We start from the raw sequence: 18722 nt of genomic DNA on the forward strand, positions 1-18722 counted from the left end.
GGCCCGTCAGTCCGCCTGTCAGGGTTTGTCAGCCCTGGTGAATCAGGGTGGAGAACAGCTTGGGATCCAGGCTTTTGTTGGCAAAAAGCGGGCCTTGGGTCAGGACGCTGATGGCATCATGGCTGTGGAGGCTTTCCTGATGGCTGGCAACGATGCGGAAATCCTTGATTCGGGCGTCCTTCTGCAGGGCCTCGCAGAACAGCCGCGCCGCATCCTCGACAAAGATGGGATTGGCTGCGTTCAGCTCGGCAAAGGCCTGTTCATCCTCGCGCTTGACCATCACCTGGGTTTCGGTCGGCACCGCACCGCGGCAATGCTCAATCAAATCTTCAAACCACAGACACGCGCCGTCAGGGTCGGTTGCGACCGAAATCCGCGCCACCGAGCGCTGCGAATGCGGCGTAGCCAATTGCCCGCGCGCCTGGCGCGCATGTTCACTCAGCTCCAGCGAACACGGGCAGGTCGAGGAATAGACATAGTCCAGATGCATCACCTTGTGGCGCAGGCCCTCAGACTGCACCAGTTCCAGCGCGATATCGTAATACTGATACCCAGACAGGCCAGAGCGCAGGCTTTCGATCCGCAGCGGAAAGGAAAACCGCATCTGCAGCCGCGCATCCATGCTGTCCAGATCCTTGAGGTAGTCGTTCAACGCTGCCTCCATCACCTCAAAACTAAAGGTTTTTTCTGCGTGCTTGTAAAAAGACCGCATAATCCGGGACATGTTGATGCCCTTTTTATCGGCCTCCAGACTGACAGAACCGGTGATGCTGGTTTCCAGTGTTTGATCGCCACCATCACGACTATGGAACCGAATCGGCAGGCGGAAATTCGAAATCCCGACGTGCTGGATCTGCTCCTTGGCCCCACGGATGAGGCTGGCAGGCCCGTTTTGCAGATCTGGCAGGGTGGCGCGGTAGGCCTCATCGGAGACAAAATCTGCCGGATAACTGCGGGACAGCTCGGGGTAGTTGCCCAGGTCGCGCCCCGGCAACAGGCGTGCAACAGCCGGATCCAGCAGGGCCACCTCGGTGGGGTCTGCGGTTTCGACCCACTGCCGCAGCAGCGCCAAAGCCGCCTCGGCGGCTTGACGATCAGGAACCTTGGACAGATCACGCGTAGGAATATTCATGGCAAAATGCACTCCGGTAGCGCCGCCCTGCAGGGGCCGCGTTAAACTGTTTAGACCTTTACGGCTCAAAACTCAAAACGGATCACTCAAATACGTCAGGTTTGTCCCCGGATCGGACGAAAGCATCCAATCCGGGAGCCCGAAAGGTCAGATCCAGCCCTACCCCTGTGCCGCCGCAAGCGCCTGGGTCAGGTCCGCGATCAAATCAGCGCTGTCTTCCAGCCCCACTGAAAAGCGCACCAAACCGGGGGTAATCCCCAGGGCGGCCTTTTGATCATCCGGCAGCCGCTGGTGGGTGGTGGTCGCCGGGTGGGTGGCAATGGATTTGGCATCCCCAAGGTTGTTGGAAATCACCGGGATTGTCAGCGCATTGAGGAAACGAAACGCCGCCGCCTTGCCGCCTTTTATATCCAGCGACAGCACGGTTCCGCCATTGCCGCCCAGTTGGCTTTGCACCAGCCCATGCTGCGCATGGGTCGCCAGCCCCGGGTATATGGTGCGTTCCAGCGCCGCGTGATCGGCAAAGGCCTGGGCAATCAACAGCGCGCTTTGCGCCTGCGCCCGGACCCGCAGGTCAATGGTTTCAAGACCTTTGAGCAGGGTCCAGGCATTAAACGGGCTGAGCGAGCCGCCAGTATGTTTCATATAGGGTTCCAAGGTCCCACGGATATAATCCTTGCTGCCCAGAACCACACCGCCCAGCACCCGGCCCTGGCCGTCGATATGTTTGGTGGCTGAATAAACAACCACATCGGCGCCCTGGGCAATGGCCTTGGAAAACACCGGGGTGGAGAACACATTGTCCACCACCACCGTGGCGCCGACCTCATGCGCGAGCGCCGAAACCGCCGCAATGTCGATGACCTCCAATGTGGGGTTCGACATGCTTTCAAAGAACACCGCCTTGGTGTCCGGGCGCAGCGCCGCGCGCCACTGATCCAAATCGGTGCCGTCCACAAACGTCACCTCAACCCCATAGCGGGACAAGACATTTTCCAGAATGTACAAACAGGACCCAAACAGCGCCTTGGCAGACACCACGTGATCGCCCGCCTTGAGCAGCGAGGTCAGCGCACCGCTGACAGCCGCCATGCCAGAGGCGGTGGCAAAGGCATCCTCGCCCCCCTCCAGCAGCGCAATACGCTCTTCGAACATCGCAACGGTTGGATTGCCATAGCGCGCATAGATGAACTCATCCGGGCCGGTTTCCAAAAACCGCGCCTCTGCCTGCTCAGCGCTGTCATAGACAAAACCCTGGGTCAGAAAGATCGCTTCGCTGACTTCATTGTATTGGCTGCGGCGGGTACCGCCATGCACCAGTTTGGTGCGGTTGTTCCAAGTCTCACTCATCTCAAGTCCTCCGCGCTGATCGCGCAACAAAAAACCCCCGTCCGGCCAAGCGAAAGGGGGTCCTTCACATCCTGACCTCTTTAGCGGAATATTTAGCGTGGCCCGCAATCCGGTTACAAATCTACCACGTTCAGGTGGATATCTCCTGAAATTTCAACATGTTAGCCCGATTTCATAACTAAAACCCGCCTAAAAACTCGCATCTTTTCCGCCCATTTTCCAGCGTTTACGAGTATTTCCCTTTTATGGTATGCCCCCAAGGCATACCTGAGCACTCAGGGCATACCAAACAGCAGGGTCACCATGGGAACAATTGCAGAGCGCAAGTTATCCAACGGACGCACCGCCTATAAGGCTCAGATTATTCTGAAACGCAAGGGTGAACCAACCTTCAGAGAGTCTCGGCAGTTTCCGCGCCGGGCCACAGCAAAGGCTTGGATGCAACGGCGCGAGAAAGAGTTGCGCCAACCTGGCGCTTTGGAAAAAGCCAGAGCACCACGCCCCACCCTATCTGACGCCATCAACAGGTATGTTGACGATCACAAAAAGAGCTATGGGAAGTCAAAGGCCCAAGTCCTTGCAAAACTAGCACAAACCGATCTTGCCCAAATTGCTTGCGAAGAAATCACCAGCCAGAAAATCGTGGATTTTGCGAGAGAGTTCGGGCGCAGCCGCGCGACCTCCACCGTGGGGAACTACCTTACTCACCTCTCCCCGGTCTTTAAGCTCGCGCGGCCTGCATGGAACCTAGATCTTGACCCCGCCGCTATGGCGGATGCACTCGTCGTGTGCAAACAGCTCGGCATAATCTCGAAATCGAATCGTCGCAACAGACGCCCTACGCTAGATGAGCTGGATAAGCTCCTATGCCACTATGAAGACAGCGCCAGACGCGGGCACATGCCCATGCACAAAATCATTGCTTTCGCGATATTCTCCACGCGCCGACAGGAAGAGATTGTAAGGATCAAATGGGAGGATCTTGAACCTGAAAACAGCCGGGTGTTGGTAAGGGATATGAAAAATCCGGGTGAAAAAATTGGGAATGATGTTTGGTGCGAACTTACCCCTGAGGCCCTGAGGATCATCAAATCCATGCCCACCGGTCCTGCGGGCGCTTCAATATTCCCCTACCGAGCAAACAACATTTCTGCGTCCTTCATTCGGACCTGCGCTCTCTTGGGAATCGAGGATCTGCGCTTCCATGATCTGCGGCATGAAGGGGTTAGCCGCCTGTTTGAAATGGGCCGCACGATCCCGTTGGCCGCTAGCGTTTCCGGCCACCGCAGTTGGCAAAGCTTGCAGCGATACAGCCACATTAAAACGCCGGGTGACAAGTATGATGGTTGGCCATGGCTGGCGCGAGTGTGCAGCGAGCCCCACTGTTAGGAGAGCCAGGACCGCTACAGATTCCGCATGCCCGCAGCTGCACATCACTGAGAGCTTGGTTCCGCCGCGCTTTAGCATGTGCGGTAAGTAGATCTCAGGGCAGGTTTTGGCTAGCCCCCTCCCACGCGAGATCACCAAGGCGCAGAGCTTTCACACTGCCCTCTAGTTGGACTTTAAGGACAAACCAGGAATCAATGAAACAGCATCCGCCATTGAGCATTCTGTTCCCTCAGAAATCGGCCATACAAGTTCCACAAACATCACGTGAACAGGGAGTACAAAGAACAATAGAAGAGCACAAAGACCCCCCTGCGCAAGCCGTCGTCTCCGAAGCATCCCCAAGAGCGGGCCCACCGAAATATGGAACATGAGAAGAACAAGGAACAAATGAATCAGTATCGCCCCAACCTGAGCGATAACCACCAACAAACCACTGTAGCACTGAGAAAAATGAAAACTGGCTCCAAGGGCCAGAAATGCTCCTGCATATAAGAATACAGCGCTTTGCAGATTTCCTGGCAATTCCTTTACAATACTCGCCCAATCCTTCATCGATTTCTCCTAAGATGCCAACCCAACACCATCTAAACCACCCCAATTGCCTCCGCAAACGAAGAAAAGCCCCAGCTTTCACCGGGGCTTTTCGTCGTTCAGTATTTCGCCAATAGTGGCCAGCTTTGCGTTTGCCGCTTGCCGCCCTCGGCGCTCCGCAATCAGCGCATCCGATAGCTGGCCCTCAGTCTGGGGCACCGGCCCGGTGTAACCTAGCACCGGCTGCAGCAAATCCGCCGGCACTTTTTGCGGGGGTTGGATTAGCTCACTGTCCCGCCCGAAACAGCCGGTCAGCAGTAGCAGACAGCAAAGGGGATAAAGGCGCATCGCGTCCCTCCATTTGTTGCAGGTCATTGGAAAGCGCCACCCAGGCGCGCGCCTCTTTGGCAGCTCGGCTCAGGTGATCGCGGTGAATGCGGGCGGTCTCTTCGGCTTGCTCTAGGGTGGCTTGCGCAGCCGCAAGATCCGACTGCACCGCAGCCAGTTCGCCGCGCAGCCGGGCGCGGTCATTGAAGGCATCGCCAACAAACCAGACCACTCCAGCCAGCATCGCCACCAGGGCAAGCCCTGGCAGGTTGCGCAGAACCCAGGCCCAAAGCTTGGCCTGCATCATGCCGCCTCTTTCAGCGCGGCATGGCACATGGCACGTTCAGCACCGCGCCGGTTGCTCAGCCCCCGGATCACCCGGCCTCCACCACGGTTCCAGCGGGGTAGCTCATTGCAGGCCCCCACCAGATCCCCGGCATTGGCCTTACGCACTAGAGTCGATTTGCAGGCGGCCCCTCCCCCAACATTGTAGGTCCAGGAGACGAGGGCGATTTTCATACCGATGGGAACCTGGCGCGTTAGACAGCGGTCAAGCTGCGCCTCATAGGCCACGATTTCGCGCGCCAGCATCGCATCGCATTCCGCCTTGCTGTAGCTGTCACCGCGCTGCACCCCCTTGGTTTCGCCATAACAAACAGTCCAGATGCCAACCACATCGCGATAAGCCTCAGTGCGCAGCCCCTCCCACTGACCGACAAAACCGATGGCCGTTGAAAGCGCAATGCCACCGCCCGCAATGGCGCCAACTGTGCGCCGGCGGATCGCGCCGCTTTGGTCCCGACGGAAGGCTGCAAGCTCAGATAGCCCGTTCTGCAGCACCAGCCGCGCCGGGATCGCCAGCACCTGACATGTGGCCGAGGCCATGGCAAAATACAGCGGATCCCAGCCCAGCATGCCGGGTTGAACCAGGGCCAGAAAGTATCCGCCCAGCAGAACCAGGCTGGCCAAAATGAGCCAGACAGACCAGGACTTGCCAAGCGTGGCGCGCCAGTTTGAGATGAGTTTCATTGCGTTTGCTCCAATGCAAAAAGCCCCGCCGCAGGCAGGGTTGGGTTCAGGTTTTAGGTTTTTCAGAGGTTTTAGCTGGGCAGCTTGCCTGTCAGCTTCAGCTGCAACTCACGCTGCTGCAGCCGGTAGGTGGCAACCTTGTGCCACAGGTTCACTCCAAACCCAGCCAGTGCCAGGATAAAGCCGCCAATCGCCAACCACTGGGTCAGGGTCAGCGCCCCAAAGCCCGCAATCGCCGCGCCGCTCAGGGTTGAGATATTGGCAACGCCTTGGATCTTGTGCTCAATCATCATGATGCCTTGTGTCTAAATATTTGCCACATCTTCTGAACATGCAGCCTCGGTAAGATCGGCATCTGGCACTACCCTGGCCAGTGCCTGCCATCAGAGAAGTCAGCGGCTGCGTCAGAAAATCACCCGCTGCTTGTGCAGAGTTCCGTCCTCGATCAGGGTGGTCAGCTTTCCTGCAAAGCGCTGACCCGCCCACTCGAAGAACTCTGCGTTCGGATGATTGAATTGGACACCGGGCGGCGTCACCCAGTTGAACACGCTGTCAAAGAGCTGCGTCGTGGTCCATGTCGGATTTTCCGCAAGCCTCTTTTCCATGAAAAGATACTGCGCCTTTTGCATATCCCAGAACATCACGCCCGCTTCATCGCAGACTTGCTGCGTTAGCTGGTTCACCATGTCGGTTGTTCGCCAGCCCATCAACTCCACACCGTTCCCGGTGCGATCTCGCGATACTAACAAGTCACTGTTTGCGGGCCATATCACTCGCTCATCATCGACCTCCACGTTTTTCGCCAAGACGGTGTATGAGCCGGTGTGAGGGATGGCCTCAACAAAGGTGATCCAATTGGTGTCCCAGTCAATCGTATCGACGGTATAAGTCCCCGCACCTGGACCGGATGCAAAGTAAATCTTATCCCCCGCCGCTAGAGTGTAGCCGTAAAGCCGCAGGTTGATCATCTTGACGCGCCCGCCCGCTGCATCAAATTCGTGCGACCCGTTTACTTCGTACGTTTGGTTGCTATCCGGCCAGTTTGAACGATAGGTACTTGGGAAGGATTGAGGATAATCGACGTGGTTGTGATAGCAGCCCACATAGATTGGCATGGCGTTGCGAACATCGCGGATTTCAGTAAACAGATCCAGTAACTGACCTCTATAGTTGTCGTAATCATTCGCGCCAGAAATCGCCCCGATGCCCACAGAGTTAGTAAGCTGACCGCCCATTACAATATCGTAATCACCCGCCGCCGCGCCTTGAATTTGAGCAAGGTACTCATTCAAAAACGCGCCGCCCACAGCACGGCTTGTCCGCGTGAACTCCAAGTTACGAAGGTATGAAAACGCACTGGTAAGACCGGATATTGCCAGTGAGGAAGGCGACTTGCCCACATGCAAATCGGTGTCAGAAGAGCAACCGAAATTCAGCACCTTCAAGGTGGTCGGGGCCGCCTTTGCGCGTACACCATCGGTCCACGTAAAGAAGTTGCTAGGGTTGCGCGGCGATGCTGCGTAAGCAGCATCAGACGGCACCGGCCCGTTGATCTTGTTCATCAGGGCAAGGGCCTCACTAGCAAAAGCCTCACCTCCCACTCGCCCCTCTAACTCACCAACTAGACCCTCTACCTCCTGCACTCGCGATTGCAGCCCCTCCACATCCGCGACAATTGTAGAGATTTCTCCACGAGATACGCCAGAGGTCAGCAAAATCCATGGGTGACCACCAGAAGCGTCATATCTGAGCAAACACCAACTTCCAGCCTTGATATCGCCAACAAGCAAAGGCGCACCCGCTGCCCCCCTGATGTAGAAAGGCGCAGACTCATTCAATGAAAGTGTAACATTTACGGAGGTATTGTCGTAGAGCGCCTTAAATGCAAGCAGGGTACCGTTTACGTGCCCATGGTCAGCCAAAACCTCAATTTCATTCTCTGAACCGGCCACACTACTAGCCACTGCGTAAATTGATCGCAGCTTCCTGGTGTCCTGACCCATAGTCGTCAGTCGCCACTTGTTTGCTGGTCCAGCATCCCAAACTACCTCATAGTAGTATCCTGCCTTTAGATCCCCCTCAGAAAGCGGACCACCCCACATAGTAATCAATCCAAAAGAGCCACCGCCATTTAGGGAAATGGTGACTGCGCCTGAGTTATCAGAAACCGCACGAAACCTAAGTCGCGTCCCTTCGGAGAATCCTGTCAGGTTATCGTTGCCCAGCTCGATTGCATCTTCCGTCCCACCGACAGAGCAGAAGATCGAACCCACGGTTCTTAACTCAGTCACATCCAACCGACCGGACAGTCCTGTATTTCCAATACGAACCCATCGGCCCCATGCATCATTCCAAGAATATCGCCCCGAATTGTCTACAGATGCACCGTCATATCCCGTCTCAGAAGCTGCTAAATGTGTGCCGCCATCACTGTCCAACACCTCCCCCCCCTGCCCGTCTCCACCACCGACTGCAGTAAGAAGATCAGACCAAGTAGGTTTTACAATTTGGCTAAAAACCTGACCGACCTCTAACAGCTCCGCCCGCTCCTCCAGTGCTGCAGTCCGCCCATCGGCCTCAACAGCTGATATCTCCAGAGCTGTAGCTCGCTGAGCCACGGACTGAGTCGCCTCAGCGGCACCCGTCATCCAATTTGCAATATCCACTCTTGAGGGGCGGTGTTCAGAGCTAGGCGGATTGCCAAGCATTACTGTTTGCGGATTATCGGCAACCATAGGCGCCTCCTGTTTTATGCTGTGAATGTTTCAGATGCAGACCAGTCGGACAGCCCGAGACCTGCACTGCGGTTGCGGATTTCCACCGCGTAGTCTGCCCCGGCAGTCAAACCCGTGAGCGCAAAGGTGACCGCCCCCTCATCAGCCTGAACATTGGTCCAGGGCGAGGACGCCGCCGTGAGCTGATAGCGCAGCTCCTGGCTATAGGCGCCGCTTTGAGCATCCCACCCCACTGTCGCGCTGCCCCCACCTGCCCCGGTGACCACCAGACCCGTTGGCACCGGAATGCCGTTGTCACCCTCGACGCTGTCATAGATCGGGCGCCTTGGTTCCTCTGCTGCAGCGTCAAAGGCAAAATCCTCCGGGCTGACCGAATTGGCGGTGAGCGAGAACACCCCCGAGGCCTCGCGGGTCAGCTCCCCCACCTCAAAGACCGCATCGATCTGCAGTTCCGGATGCACAACCCGGAAGAACCGATGCGCCCTGCCGTCACCGCTCTCACCAGTTCGCCCACCAAGGATCTCATAGCCCTGAAAGCCGATGGTCGCGGTGAGCTGGTATTCGGCCAGTTTTGTGCGGGCGAGCCGCTTGTTCAGCCGCGAGATCTGATTGTGATTGGTGACCATGAAGAGCTGCGGCTCATCCCGGCTAGGCTTGGCCACCTCATTCTCGACCCAGGCTCCGCTGGGGGTTTCGCGCCAGCCGTTTCCCGGCTCAGTATAGACGCCGGCCACCTCATCCGGCGCATCGGCGCCAAACTCACCGCTGTTCAGCTCCAGCGACAGAAAGTCATCCGGCCCCAGTGTCAGATCCGGCGCAATCCAGCGTCCCACGGTAAAGCCCACCTTGCCGTCCGTGCGCTCATATAGAAAGGCATCACAGGCCGCCGCCAGAGAGACCCGCTGGCCCTCAAAATCCTGTTCATCCGACAGGGTGCCGTTCAGCTCCCAGCGGTTCTGCAGATAACCCTCTGCGTTCAGGATCTGCGCGTCACAGGCTTCGGCCTCATCAGCCACCTCATCCCAATCCACCTCGCGACCCAGGATCTCCACCACCCAATCCGCCAACACCAGGGCAGCATTTGAGGTGAAGCGCCGCCCACCATCGCGCGGGTCAAAGAGATCCTTCTTGCCATCGATCACTGGCGTATAGGCCCATTGGCGACTTTCCGGGTAGATCTGAGTAAACGAAGACGACGGAGGCCGCGCCGCCCAGAGCACAGCCCCTGACAGCGTTGCAAAATCGAATTCCTCGGTGATCTCGACAAAGGCATCATTCAGCCCAGGATCAACTTGCTGGCCCGCAGCGCCATCAAAGACATTGATCCGGCCATAACCCGCAATCGGGGTCTCTGCGATATTGCTTTTGTCCTGGTCTGCCTCATCTGTCAGCGTCACCAGTCGCTCATCAAGCCAGTGCTGCACCACACCCTCAATAGGATGCGCCGCCAGAATGGGCACATAAAACCGTTTGTCCTTTGCAAAGCCGGTGAAGCCCAAAAAGCCGCCCTTGCGGGTGCGCCCATAGACCCATTCTGCATAGGTGACCGGCTGGGCAAAATTGGCCATCTGGACGCTGGGCGGTGGCGATGTGGGCTTGGGCGCAAGCTGCGCTGCCAGTGCAGACAGACCAATGGCCACAACGGTTTTGACAATGAAGCCACCAACCACCGAGGCCGCAAAAGTCGCGCCTGCAGCATAGGCCGCCGTGGCGGCAAGCGCAGTACCGCCCGCCACGGTCAAAGCGCCAGCGACCCAGGCCACCACCGGCGCGGCCTGCGCAGGTTGCGGCGTCAGCATGGTACAGCCCAGCAGGGCGGCAAAGAGCAGGCTACGCTTCATAGCCCACTCCCCAGATTGCCAAAACCTGCGGGATCAGAATGGGCTTGATGGTGATTGCCCCCCTGCCCCCGTGATCCTCATTGCGGGTTTTGAAGCCCCAGGCCTCCCCCAGCCACAGCCCCCCACAGGGCGACAACCGCCCCTTGGCATCATAGGCCATGACAATACCGATATCACCCGGCGCAGGTGTAGCAACGCGGGGCAGCCCGCCGATCGTGGCCAGGCAGGCCTCGACCGTTGCCACCGGATTGCGCAGAAAGCCGGTCTCACGTTGGCAGGATCCGCGACTGTCATAAACACCGCGCAGCGCCGCTGCCGGGTCTTTGCCCTTAACTTTCCCGACCCAATCCGCAATCGACAGAACGCAATCCATTTCGCCCCAGATAAAGGGCGCGGCGTTCCAGCGGTGCAATTCCTGATACAGCGGTGACATCATCCGAATAGCTTCTCTTCTTCAAAAGCGGTTGTAGGGGCAAACTTCAGTGAGGGATTGGGCGCGCCGGTTAGCCTGGCGTGGCCCTCAGTATTCATCACCAACCGCCCGGCGGCCCGGCGTTTCTCGGTCCAGGCCTCAAAGCCCAGAGAGATCAAGCGATCCTGCGCCCCACTGGCCGAGAACCGCAGGCTGCGCATGGTGCGCTGCATCCATTGTTTGGGCGGATGCTTGGGCTTGTAGAAGTCCGCCATGCTGCCGATGGGCTGGAAGAAGAACCGGATGGCGCGGCCTTTGATATAGTCAACACCGAGAGCTTTCACCTCAGAGATCAGATCATCCGCTTCTGGGTCCTGAAAGTAGGAGAGCGTGATCGACCCCTCTGGCGCGCGACCCTCAAGAGCGCTCTCAAGCGAGCTGACACTGGCAAGCTGGGTGCCGTACCACTTGTGACCATTCACATCCGTGAAGACACCATCAGCCCCAATCATGAAGCGCATCGGCCCATCTGGTGTATCCATCTCGCACAGGTCCAGCGCCCCAAGGATCTCACCTTGAGGATCATACCCTTCAGGGAAAAAGCTCATCTGTTCAGAACCTCACGAAAGTTCAGTTTCACCTGGGCGGCGCGGCTGGTGTCATAACGCACCCGCCCCATGCCGCCCTCAACCGCTTCAAACAGGCCCATGGCTTCCAGCCGGATCGGATCACCCGCTGCCAGCGCCTCTCGCAGGGGCATCTGCACCCCAAGGTCATATACACCCGCCGAGACCTCCAGCACCCAGGTCACGGTGAAGGGCCATAGCCCCTGGCTCATGATCTGGCCGATACGCGGCGCGGCATCCAAACCCGTCACCCGGATCTGTTCTGCGCCACGATCAGCAGCCTGCGCAGCAAAGCACATCGGCTCAGAGGCAAAGCCCTCACCGGATGCAAAGCTGGTACCGTCTGCAAAGGTTTGTTCCGCACCGGGTGCGCCAGAAAACCCGATCGGATCCACCATGGGCAGGCGGTAAATTCCCAGCCTCCCCTGCGCCATGGCCCGGATCCCGCGCCACTGCGCCAACTCCGCCCCTTCCAAAAACACCGAAGGCGCGCCGGTCCAGCGTGGGAACCGGTTGAACACCGTCGACGAGCCGCCCCCGGTGTTTTCTCCAAGACCCTGGCCGCGCCAGTCTATATCCCAATCCACCTGCAGGAACTTCAAAAAGCCATCGGGAAGGGTAACAATAGGTCGCTGCATCAGCCCTGCCTCGCCAGATGGGTTGCAAGATTGCTGGACGTTTTGCGGTCCTGCATCGCCATCCCCGCAGAGACATGCTGGGCCGAGACATTGCCGCTGACGTCTTGGATGAGCGGAACCAAATAGCCGCTATCATCGACGCCAACACTCACATGCAGCCGGTTTTGTGCCGCCCCCAGCATCGACCTGGTGGCCTGCGCTGTGTTCACCTGCGACCCGCGCGGCAGATTCACCAGCTCCGGCCCCCGCTCCCCAACCAGCGCCAACCCGCCAGGTGCTGACAGGGTGCCATTGGCAAAGCCAAGAATCCCAGAAAGCCCCTCAAAGGCATTGCCAAACAGCGAATTGAACGCACTGTTTGCCAGAGCCGTAGCCACGCTGGACAGCATGTCTGCCAAAGCCTCCTTTGCGCTCTTGGCACCCGTCACCAGCCCCGCAAAGGCAGACTTGGCCGAAGATTTCACCGACTGCAGACCCTCAGACAGCCCGTCAATCTCTTCCTTGATCGGTTTAACTCCACCAGCCCCAGCGCCGCCGAGGTTGCCCAGAGCATCTCCGAGGCGATTGGCTGCCGTGGTGCCATCCTCTGTTTCCTCTGTGGTGCCTTTCAACGCAGCCCGCAGCGCTTCAATGCTTTTCAGAGGCGCATTGGCCGCCTGCGCCAGAGCATCAGCACGCGCACGCCCGGAAGCTGCCGCCCCACTGTATCGCTCAGCGACCTGTTCAGTGGCAGAAGACCTTGACAGCAATTCAAACGATGAACCGGCCAGCTGGTTCGATAGGTCCCCCATTTTAGGGACGTTTCTGATCGCACCCGCCAGTGTCCCAAGGAAAGTTGCCCATCGCTCCTGCAGGGAGGCCAGCATAGAGATGAATCCGCCCTTGATCCCGTCCCAGGTCGCAGACAGAGAGGCCGCCAGAGAAGACGCCCCCAACATCATCCGGTCCCAAACCTCTGCCGCGACACCTTTCAGCAGCGACAAGGCCTCACCAAAGCCCCCGACCTTGGTCACCATCCGCGAGATCTGATAGACCAATTCCCCCGCAATAACGACCAACGCACCAATGCCGGTCCTGATCAAGGCACCGCGCAGAAACACCAGTGCCCCGGACAGCGTGGCCGTTGCCAGCTTCGCCGCCACCAGCGCCGCCACATAGCGCACCCCAAAGCCGGTGACCGCCACCGCCAAATAGGTGGTCAACCGCTGCACATTGGAGGCCAAACCGTCCAGAACCCCGCGCAGTGCGCCACCTGTGCGCAGGCTATTGGTGATCCCCTGCGCCATCTGCCCCAGGGCAGGCACCAATTCCAGCGCCAGACGCTGGCCAAGGTACTGCGTCACCAGGCCCAGCCGCGCGATGCGGTCATTGGCCTGCTCAATCTTGCCCGCATCAACTGAGTTGACCGCAAGCCCGTAGTCCTCGATATCGCGCCGCGCCGTGCGAATGGCCTCGCCGCCGTTCAGCATCAGCAGAACCATTTCCCGATTGCGCACTCCAAGGTCGCGTAAGATCGAAGAGGTCTCGCCGGTAGTCAGCCCCAGCGCCTGCACCCGATCGGCAATCAGCGCCAGCTTCTCATCTGCGTCTGACCCAGAGAACTGCTCAGCCGAGATCCCCAGCGCATCCAGTGCCCGCTGCGCATTGCCAGATTTCCCGATCGAGGCAATCTCGCGGTCAATGGTCTGGATGTCATTGGTCATGCTCGACAGGCTCACACCCGCCTCGCCAGCCGCCAGCTCCAGCGCCCGAAAGCCCCCGATCGAGGCGCCGAGGCGACGCGCGGATTTAGCCGCCCGGTCGAGATCCCGCGCCCCCGCCAGCGCCATGGCCGAGATCGCGCCCCCCGCAGCAGCAGCCACAGCGGCCACCGCAAGGAATTGCTTTCTCATCGCAGCCAGGGGGGATTTCACCCGCTTGGCACCACGTTCAAACTTGGCGCTGTTCAGCCCCAGATTGACCCGCAGCGCCCCAATAACAGATTTGCCCATCAGATCTCCTCTGCTCCCCAGCTCCGCGCCAGGAGTTCGCACATCGCCTGCAGGGTCTCAGGCGATTGGGGTTCAACAGGGCCAGCGCCCAGGAATTCATCGAAAGAAGGCAGCGCATCGACCCGGCTCAGCGCCGCGATATGCCAGACCTGCCAGGCGCGATCCTTATGCTCGCGCTCCAAGCGCTGACCCGCCCCCTTCATCAGGGCCAGGTACAGGCGCGGCGTCAGAGACCAGAAAGCCGCCGGATCCGGGAACCCAGCGGCCACATAGGCTTCTAACATTTTGATGTAGTTCAGCCCGGCGCCGTCACCGGGGCTGTCACCGGCTGGCCGTTTCCCAACTCTGCGGCCTCGCCACTCGTGGGCATTGCCCCCTCAATCAGCCGCTGCACCACGCTCAGATCATGGCTCAGCACATCGCCCGCATCGCACAATGTGGCGTCGGGATGGTGGCGCAGCAGACAGGCGCGCACCAGGTGCCGCAGATCAAGTATAGAGACATCGCCCTGCTCCGCCGCCTCAAAAGCCGTCATGGCATCCTTGCCAGTCGCCTCTTCAAACGCGGCCATCGCGTTAAAATCGCAGCGCAGGGTCCAGCTCTTACCATTCGCCTGGGCAGTGGTCTCACCAATGAAACGGTTGGCCATCATGCCACCGCCAGAACTGGCTTGCCGCTGGGTTTCACCGTCAGCGTTGCCGTCATCTTGTCATTGGTCAATTCGCCAAATTCCAGCCCGGTGATTACCGCGTTGAAAGTGAGCGTGGAGGTTTCATCCGGGAAAGTGATCTGGCACCATTTTGTCCCAGCCTCAAAAGCCGCATCAAGTGTGGCGGCAACCGAGGGCGCAAAGTTCAGACCGATTTTGGCCTCGCTGCCATCCTTCATCCCGGCAATGAATTCCTTGTAACGATCCGGGCTTTTGAGGTGGGTCTTCTCAACCGCATCCCGCGATTTGCTGGGCGGGGTAATGCTGACCACCCCAGCGATTACCGGGAATGGCCCCGCTTGATCATCCGCCATTCCAAAGTCGGAGTTATATCCGATATCTGCATCTACCTCAGGCATTGCTCTCTCTCCAGTTCACCAAAAAATCCATTGAAACACGGGCGGCCCGGTCAGGCTCATTTGATCCGCGTTCTGTGTTGTCGCGCGTGGCCTCCAGGAACACGCCCCGAAAGCCACCGCCGCGATATCCATCCAGGGCATCGCGTACCGCGCGGGCCACTGCTGCAGCATCGCCATAGGTCTCTGCGTAGCAGTCAACCTGCACCCGCCCCTGTGACAGCCCATCAGCCCCCTGCAGAGTGTGGCCTTCTCGATCGCCAATCAGATGCAAGCAAATGGCCGGGTACGGATCCCCCTGGGGCCGCTTGCCCCAATCCACCCGCACACCGCAGAGCGCGGCCACCGTCGGCACTCCGCGCAGAAGTGATCGCAGTTCAATTTGCATGGGCTATCCTTTCGCGGCCTTGCGCTGCGCGCGAGCCAGTGATTTCTCAAACTCCGCCCAGAGATGACCGCCAAGCCGATCCAGCAGCGCCTGCTGATCCTGATCCCAGGCAGGCCGCGCAAAGGGCTGCGGCGCCTGATGCTCATTGCCAAATTCTGACTGGGTTGCCTGCGGCAATGGCCCCGCCCCCACAAACATCTCCACCGCAGCCCGCTGATCCCGGAACAACGCCCGATGCTCTGCCGCCTGCCGTTTTGACAGCTTGGTGCTGACCGCAATGCTTTCTTGCAGATCGCCCTCACCGTGCGGCGCACCACTGCGCATCAAATCCGCCATCGGCCCTGCCGCCTTCATCAGGGATCGGCGTAACACACCCCGCCCCGCTGATTTGCTCAGCTCGTCCAGCGCATCTTCCAATTCGCTGAAACCCTCCAGCTTCATTTCCATGCTCATGGCTGCATCTTCACAACGGCGGTGATTTCAAGGATCCGGCCACGGCCAGAAACCTCCTTGATGCCCAAGATCTCAAATTCCTGCGCCCCGGACCTCAGGCGATGCGCCGCAGTGATCGATGAGGTGAAGGCGGTTTTCTTAACCTTGAACCGCGCCACCAGGTGCGCCGCATCCTGCCCCGCCCGAAACACCTCATCAGCGCTTGCATCCTCCTTAGAGGCCCAGACTTTTTGGCCGTGCGGCTGATACACGTCTTCGCGCCGCCGCCCATCATCCACCTGCGCTTTGCTCAGAAATTGAATGCGTGTGTCCAAACGTCCGCCCATATCAAGCCACCTCGCAGGGGCGACGGTAGCGCGCCTGTTTCATCAGCATGCGCACCCCAAAGGACATGCGCGGCACGTCCTCATTCTCGATCGAGATCCCGGCTTCCAGCCATTCCTTGGCCAGCAAAAAGATCGCCTGCCGCAAACGCTTCGCAGTGGGCGCATCTGCGCCGCCAACATTAGCCTGCACCCGCAGCAGTTCGGAATGCACAGCATGCCCCGCCCAGGCGTTGCCCAGAACAAGCTGCGGCTCATCATGCGCCTGCTGCACCCAGACCCCGGCCAATGGCTGATCAACCCAGCCACCTGCACCGTCATCCAGCGCCAGCCCAACCAGCTCCTGCACCGGCAGCACAGGAAACCACCACCGCCGCCACGCGCTACGCGTGACAACAAATTCCACCCGGCGCGGTGTAAGCGGGCGACCGGTTGCGGTTGCCACAGTGGCCTCCGCCGATTCCAGCGCCAACTGCGGTGCCGCATCATCCCCGGCATCCTCAGACTGAAAGTGGATCGACCGCTTGAAGTCAGCCAGATCCACACCAGCAGCAATTTCACCCGCTTCAATCACCCGCATAACTCGCGCCCCTTAGCTTTTTGCGCCCTGTTTGGGCGGCGCACCAGGCGCTTTCCCTTTGCCCTGCGTTTCAGGTTCAATCTGTTCAGCGGGGGTCTTTGCAGGTTCTTCTTCAGAAACGGATTCAACCGCAGCATCCAGTGCCGCCTGCAGTTCTTCCTCGCGCCCCAGCAAAGCCGCCTCCCGCGCGGCCAGATCCCGCGCGCGCGCTTCAAGGCCAGACAGACCAACCAGCAACTCTTCTTCGCGGCGCTCAACACTCGCCAATTGATCCGCCATATTCTCGCCAGCCTGGGCCAGCTCCTGCCGATCGCTTTCCAGCAGATCGATGCCTTCACTAGTGAGAGCAGTCACCTGTTTCACAGGCCCAACAAGCCGCGCGACAGCGCTTGCCCCAGCGCAGAGCTGTTTGGCCTTTTTCTCATCAAACGCTGCGGTTTCACCTTTGTTGTAGCGGGAATATCCCGCAAGGAATTGCACCAGAATGCGTGTCATCTCACGTCTCCAAATCTCAGGAATAGAAAAGGGCGACCGCTAGGCCGCCCCGATTGTCGTGCTGTTCAGAGGGGTTTAGAGACCCCAGCTGGTGCCAGTCAGCACCGAGATCGCCTCATCATGGGCAGGGGCGAGGTCATGACGCGAGACCGCCCGCATCAAGGTCAGATCCCGCTGAAAGGCCGAGATCGTATTACCACCAACATCCACAAACGAGGCCTCAGTGGAAGACGCCACCCGGATTTCCTGATCGTCGCCAATCATGATCTCACCAAAGTCGGCAAAGGTAATTTCGGTGTCATTGCCCGTGCCCAGATTGTTCGGCACCTGCGAGGTGGTCTCAATCGGGTAGCCATGCAGCGTATTGCTGGCCTCGATCGAAGGGTACATTTTCGCCCCCGATGGATCGCGCAGACTGGCCAGAAAATGCTTGGTTGCGCCCCGCATGATCCAGCCGGGCTGTTGCATGGCCACATTGGCATCTTCCACCACGCTGACCATCCAGCGCAGATTGGCTTCAACAACCGCCGCTGTATTGGCCACGGCCAGACGGACATTTGCGGGCAGGCACCAGTTGCGCAAACCCTTGGGGGTTTCGCCTGTGCCATCGCCGCGAATGAAGGCAAGATCTTCGCGCAGCGCCATATAGTCCAACAGCAAATCCCGCACCGTCGCGCCAATGCTGGCGCTGGAATGCGATAGCAGCGCATTGCCGATCGGCACCAGAGCGGTCAGGGTTTTGAAGTCCTGATCCACTTTGTCAAAGCTGGGTTCACTTTCAACAATCGGGGCGTTTTCCCCGATATAGCCCGCCGTGGGGGCCGAGGCGACACGCCCCATGCGCAGCTTGCCCGCGGGCATATCATGCACCCGTGCCCCCAGCTTGCGCACCACAACACGCGGCTTCAGAAGACTGATCAAAACCGCGCTTTGCGCCCGTGGGATCAGCACCCCGCCAGCCCCATCACTGGCCCCAGACAGAGTGGCCGCAATACCGCTGTGCCCCTCCGCCTCAAGGAAGGTGACAGCCTGATCCTTGTTGCCCTTGGAATTGGCCAGCGCCGCCACCATCAGGCCGGTATCAGCGCCCTTGTCATCCGCCTTGGCAACCTGCCCCGGCACAGAGACGCCAAGGCCACCAGGGGTCAGCTCAGAACTGGCAGTGCTGGCCTTGGCAGCCTCGACCTCTTCAGCCCGTGCAACCCGCACCTTCAGGCCTTCAAAGTCCGCCTTGGCCGCATCAAAGGCAGCAGTCGCCGCTTCGATCGCGCTGACCTCGGCAGTGCCGCTGGCTTCCAAATCATCCAGCGCCTGCGCCGTGGTTCCCATGGTTTCAGCCGCCGCCTTCAGCATGCGGCGCAGATCGTTGATATCCATGTTGGTTTCCTTTTCGTCATGGAAAGGCTGCAATAGCGCA

General features: G+C 59.2%; 22 protein-coding genes and 1 riboswitch. Of the genes, 1 reads left to right on the top strand and 21 read right to left on the bottom strand.

Annotation, left to right across the window (positions count from 1 at the left end; all coding sequences use genetic code 11):
* Positions 1–28 precede the first annotated feature (28 nt).
* Entirely contained in the window at positions 29–1132 is a 1104-nt protein-coding gene (folE2, locus tag QZ268_RS06790; protein WP_295450057.1) for a GTP cyclohydrolase FolE2, read from the bottom strand.
* Between the two features lie 159 nt (positions 1133–1291).
* The gene (gene metZ, locus QZ268_RS06795; RefSeq protein ID WP_295450059.1) at positions 1292–2482 is read right to left on the bottom strand and encodes an O-succinylhomoserine sulfhydrylase; all 1191 of its coding nucleotides are present in this window, start codon (positions 2480–2482) and stop codon (positions 1292–1294) included.
* A gap of 59 nt (positions 2483–2541) precedes the next feature.
* A riboswitch (SAM riboswitch) is annotated at positions 2542–2620 on the bottom strand.
* Between the two features lie 165 nt (positions 2621–2785).
* Here metZ and QZ268_RS06800 point away from each other — a divergent pair.
* Entirely contained in the window at positions 2786–3871 is a 1086-nt protein-coding gene (locus QZ268_RS06800; RefSeq protein WP_295450062.1) for a site-specific integrase, read from the top strand.
* Positions 3872–4033: 162 nt separating this feature from the next.
* On the opposite strand, the gene QZ268_RS06805 is transcribed toward QZ268_RS06800, so the two are convergent.
* The 19 genes from QZ268_RS06805 to QZ268_RS06895 form a co-directional block, all read right to left on the bottom strand.
* Positions 4034–4423 (bottom strand): hypothetical protein, encoded by a 390-nt coding sequence (locus QZ268_RS06805; RefSeq protein WP_295450064.1) that lies wholly within the window; start codon positions 4421–4423, stop codon positions 4034–4036.
* A 265-nt stretch (positions 4424–4688) separates the two neighbouring features.
* Positions 4689–5036, bottom strand: a complete 348-nt coding sequence (locus tag QZ268_RS06810; protein WP_295450067.1) for a hypothetical protein — start codon at positions 5034–5036, stop codon at positions 4689–4691.
* The gene (locus tag QZ268_RS06815; protein WP_295450069.1) at positions 5033–5758 is read right to left on the bottom strand and encodes a lysozyme; all 726 of its coding nucleotides are present in this window, start codon (positions 5756–5758) and stop codon (positions 5033–5035) included. Before QZ268_RS06815 ends, QZ268_RS06810 begins: the two co-directional genes overlap by 4 nt.
* 71 nt (positions 5759–5829) lie before the next feature.
* Positions 5830–6051 carry a hypothetical protein gene (locus tag QZ268_RS06820; RefSeq protein ID WP_295450070.1) on the bottom strand — a complete coding sequence of 74 codons (222 nt, stop codon included), beginning with the start codon at positions 6049–6051 and terminating at the stop codon, positions 5830–5832.
* Positions 6052–6162: 111 nt separating this feature from the next.
* Positions 6163–8493, bottom strand: coding sequence for a hypothetical protein (locus QZ268_RS06825; RefSeq protein WP_295450073.1), 2331 nt, complete (start codon positions 8491–8493; stop codon positions 6163–6165).
* A gap of 14 nt (positions 8494–8507) precedes the next feature.
* Positions 8508–10334: a fibronectin type III domain-containing protein gene (locus QZ268_RS06830; protein ID WP_295450075.1), complete on the bottom strand. Its 1827-nt coding sequence runs from the start codon at positions 10332–10334 to the stop codon at positions 8508–8510.
* Positions 10324–10770, bottom strand: a complete 447-nt coding sequence (locus tag QZ268_RS06835; RefSeq protein WP_295450077.1) for a hypothetical protein — start codon at positions 10768–10770, stop codon at positions 10324–10326. The genes QZ268_RS06830 and QZ268_RS06835 overlap by 11 nt, the downstream gene beginning before the upstream one ends.
* On the bottom strand, positions 10767–11354 hold the full coding sequence (locus QZ268_RS06840; protein WP_295450080.1) for a hypothetical protein: 588 nt from the start codon (positions 11352–11354) through the stop codon (positions 10767–10769). Before QZ268_RS06840 ends, QZ268_RS06835 begins: the two co-directional genes overlap by 4 nt.
* A complete protein-coding gene (locus QZ268_RS06845; RefSeq protein ID WP_295450082.1) occupies positions 11351–12010 on the bottom strand; it encodes a hypothetical protein in 660 nt (219 codons plus the stop codon). Before QZ268_RS06845 ends, QZ268_RS06840 begins: the two co-directional genes overlap by 4 nt.
* A complete protein-coding gene (locus QZ268_RS06850) occupies positions 12010–14001 on the bottom strand; it encodes a hypothetical protein (RefSeq protein WP_295450084.1) in 1992 nt (663 codons plus the stop codon). The genes QZ268_RS06845 and QZ268_RS06850 overlap by 1 nt, the downstream gene beginning before the upstream one ends.
* Positions 14001–14285 carry a hypothetical protein gene (locus tag QZ268_RS06855; protein ID WP_295450087.1) on the bottom strand — a complete coding sequence of 95 codons (285 nt, stop codon included), beginning with the start codon at positions 14283–14285 and terminating at the stop codon, positions 14001–14003. Before QZ268_RS06855 ends, QZ268_RS06850 begins: the two co-directional genes overlap by 1 nt.
* 11 nt (positions 14286–14296) lie before the next feature.
* A complete protein-coding gene (locus tag QZ268_RS06860; RefSeq protein WP_295450089.1) occupies positions 14297–14653 on the bottom strand; it encodes a hypothetical protein in 357 nt (118 codons plus the stop codon).
* Complete coding sequence (locus QZ268_RS06865) at positions 14650–15069, bottom strand: phage tail tube protein (protein WP_295450092.1); 420 nt, start codon at positions 15067–15069, stop codon at positions 14650–14652. Before QZ268_RS06865 ends, QZ268_RS06860 begins: the two co-directional genes overlap by 4 nt.
* Positions 15062–15454 carry a DUF3168 domain-containing protein gene (locus QZ268_RS06870; protein WP_295450094.1) on the bottom strand — a complete coding sequence of 131 codons (393 nt, stop codon included), beginning with the start codon at positions 15452–15454 and terminating at the stop codon, positions 15062–15064. Before QZ268_RS06870 ends, QZ268_RS06865 begins: the two co-directional genes overlap by 8 nt.
* A 3-nt stretch (positions 15455–15457) precedes the next feature.
* A complete protein-coding gene (locus QZ268_RS06875) occupies positions 15458–15907 on the bottom strand; it encodes an HK97-gp10 family putative phage morphogenesis protein (protein WP_295450096.1) in 450 nt (149 codons plus the stop codon).
* Positions 15904–16233: a head-tail adaptor protein gene (locus QZ268_RS06880; RefSeq protein WP_295450099.1), complete on the bottom strand. Its 330-nt coding sequence runs from the start codon at positions 16231–16233 to the stop codon at positions 15904–15906. Before QZ268_RS06880 ends, QZ268_RS06875 begins: the two co-directional genes overlap by 4 nt.
* A gap of 1 nt (position 16234) precedes the next feature.
* Positions 16235–16810, bottom strand: coding sequence for a hypothetical protein (locus QZ268_RS06885; protein ID WP_295450102.1), 576 nt, complete (start codon positions 16808–16810; stop codon positions 16235–16237).
* A 12-nt stretch (positions 16811–16822) separates the two neighbouring features.
* Positions 16823–17305 carry a hypothetical protein gene (locus QZ268_RS06890; protein WP_295450105.1) on the bottom strand — a complete coding sequence of 161 codons (483 nt, stop codon included), beginning with the start codon at positions 17303–17305 and terminating at the stop codon, positions 16823–16825.
* Between the two features lie 75 nt (positions 17306–17380).
* A complete protein-coding gene (locus QZ268_RS06895) occupies positions 17381–18682 on the bottom strand; it encodes a phage major capsid protein (protein WP_295450107.1) in 1302 nt (433 codons plus the stop codon).
* Positions 18683–18722: the final 40 nt, after the last annotated feature.

Origin of the sequence: uncultured Pseudophaeobacter sp. (genome assembly GCA_905479575.1) — a bacterium.
Classification (GTDB): Bacteria; Pseudomonadota; Alphaproteobacteria; order Rhodobacterales; family Rhodobacteraceae; genus Pseudophaeobacter.

Bases quoted from the DNA above. Each gene is read 5' to 3' on its own strand.
- QZ268_RS06895 (WP_295450107.1), bottom strand. From the start codon at position 18,682: ATGGATATCAACGATCTGCGCCGCATGCTGAAGGCGGCGGCTGAAACC.
- QZ268_RS06870 (WP_295450094.1), bottom strand. From the start codon at position 15,454: ATGCAAATTGAACTGCGATCACTTCTGCGCGGAGTGCCGACGGTGGCC.
- QZ268_RS06865 (WP_295450092.1), bottom strand. From the start codon at position 15,069: ATGCCTGAGGTAGATGCAGATATCGGATATAACTCCGACTTTGGAATG.
- QZ268_RS06875 (WP_295450096.1), bottom strand. From the start codon at position 15,907: ATGAGCATGGAAATGAAGCTGGAGGGTTTCAGCGAATTGGAAGATGCG.
- QZ268_RS06885 (WP_295450102.1), bottom strand. From the start codon at position 16,810: ATGCGGGTGATTGAAGCGGGTGAAATTGCTGCTGGTGTGGATCTGGCT.
- QZ268_RS06800 (WP_295450062.1), top strand. From the start codon at position 2,786: ATGGGAACAATTGCAGAGCGCAAGTTATCCAACGGACGCACCGCCTAT.
- QZ268_RS06820 (WP_295450070.1), bottom strand. From the start codon at position 6,051: ATGATGATTGAGCACAAGATCCAAGGCGTTGCCAATATCTCAACCCTG.
- QZ268_RS06825 (WP_295450073.1), bottom strand. From the start codon at position 8,493: ATGGTTGCCGATAATCCGCAAACAGTAATGCTTGGCAATCCGCCTAGC.
- QZ268_RS06840 (WP_295450080.1), bottom strand. From the start codon at position 11,354: ATGAGCTTTTTCCCTGAAGGGTATGATCCTCAAGGTGAGATCCTTGGG.
- QZ268_RS06850 (WP_295450084.1), bottom strand. From the start codon at position 14,001: ATGGGCAAATCTGTTATTGGGGCGCTGCGGGTCAATCTGGGGCTGAAC.
- QZ268_RS06855 (WP_295450087.1), bottom strand. From the start codon at position 14,285: ATGTTAGAAGCCTATGTGGCCGCTGGGTTCCCGGATCCGGCGGCTTTC.
- QZ268_RS06845 (WP_295450082.1), bottom strand. From the start codon at position 12,010: ATGCAGCGACCTATTGTTACCCTTCCCGATGGCTTTTTGAAGTTCCTG.
- metZ (WP_295450059.1), bottom strand. From the start codon at position 2,482: ATGAGTGAGACTTGGAACAACCGCACCAAACTGGTGCATGGCGGTACC.
- QZ268_RS06815 (WP_295450069.1), bottom strand. From the start codon at position 5,758: ATGAAACTCATCTCAAACTGGCGCGCCACGCTTGGCAAGTCCTGGTCT.
- QZ268_RS06830 (WP_295450075.1), bottom strand. From the start codon at position 10,334: ATGAAGCGTAGCCTGCTCTTTGCCGCCCTGCTGGGCTGTACCATGCTG.
- QZ268_RS06880 (WP_295450099.1), bottom strand. From the start codon at position 16,233: ATGGGCGGACGTTTGGACACACGCATTCAATTTCTGAGCAAAGCGCAG.
- QZ268_RS06860 (WP_295450089.1), bottom strand. From the start codon at position 14,653: ATGATGGCCAACCGTTTCATTGGTGAGACCACTGCCCAGGCGAATGGT.
- QZ268_RS06890 (WP_295450105.1), bottom strand. From the start codon at position 17,305: ATGACACGCATTCTGGTGCAATTCCTTGCGGGATATTCCCGCTACAAC.
- QZ268_RS06805 (WP_295450064.1), bottom strand. From the start codon at position 4,423: ATGAAGGATTGGGCGAGTATTGTAAAGGAATTGCCAGGAAATCTGCAA.
- QZ268_RS06810 (WP_295450067.1), bottom strand. From the start codon at position 5,036: ATGATGCAGGCCAAGCTTTGGGCCTGGGTTCTGCGCAACCTGCCAGGG.
- QZ268_RS06835 (WP_295450077.1), bottom strand. From the start codon at position 10,770: ATGATGTCACCGCTGTATCAGGAATTGCACCGCTGGAACGCCGCGCCC.
- folE2 (WP_295450057.1), bottom strand. From the start codon at position 1,132: ATGAATATTCCTACGCGTGATCTGTCCAAGGTTCCTGATCGTCAAGCC.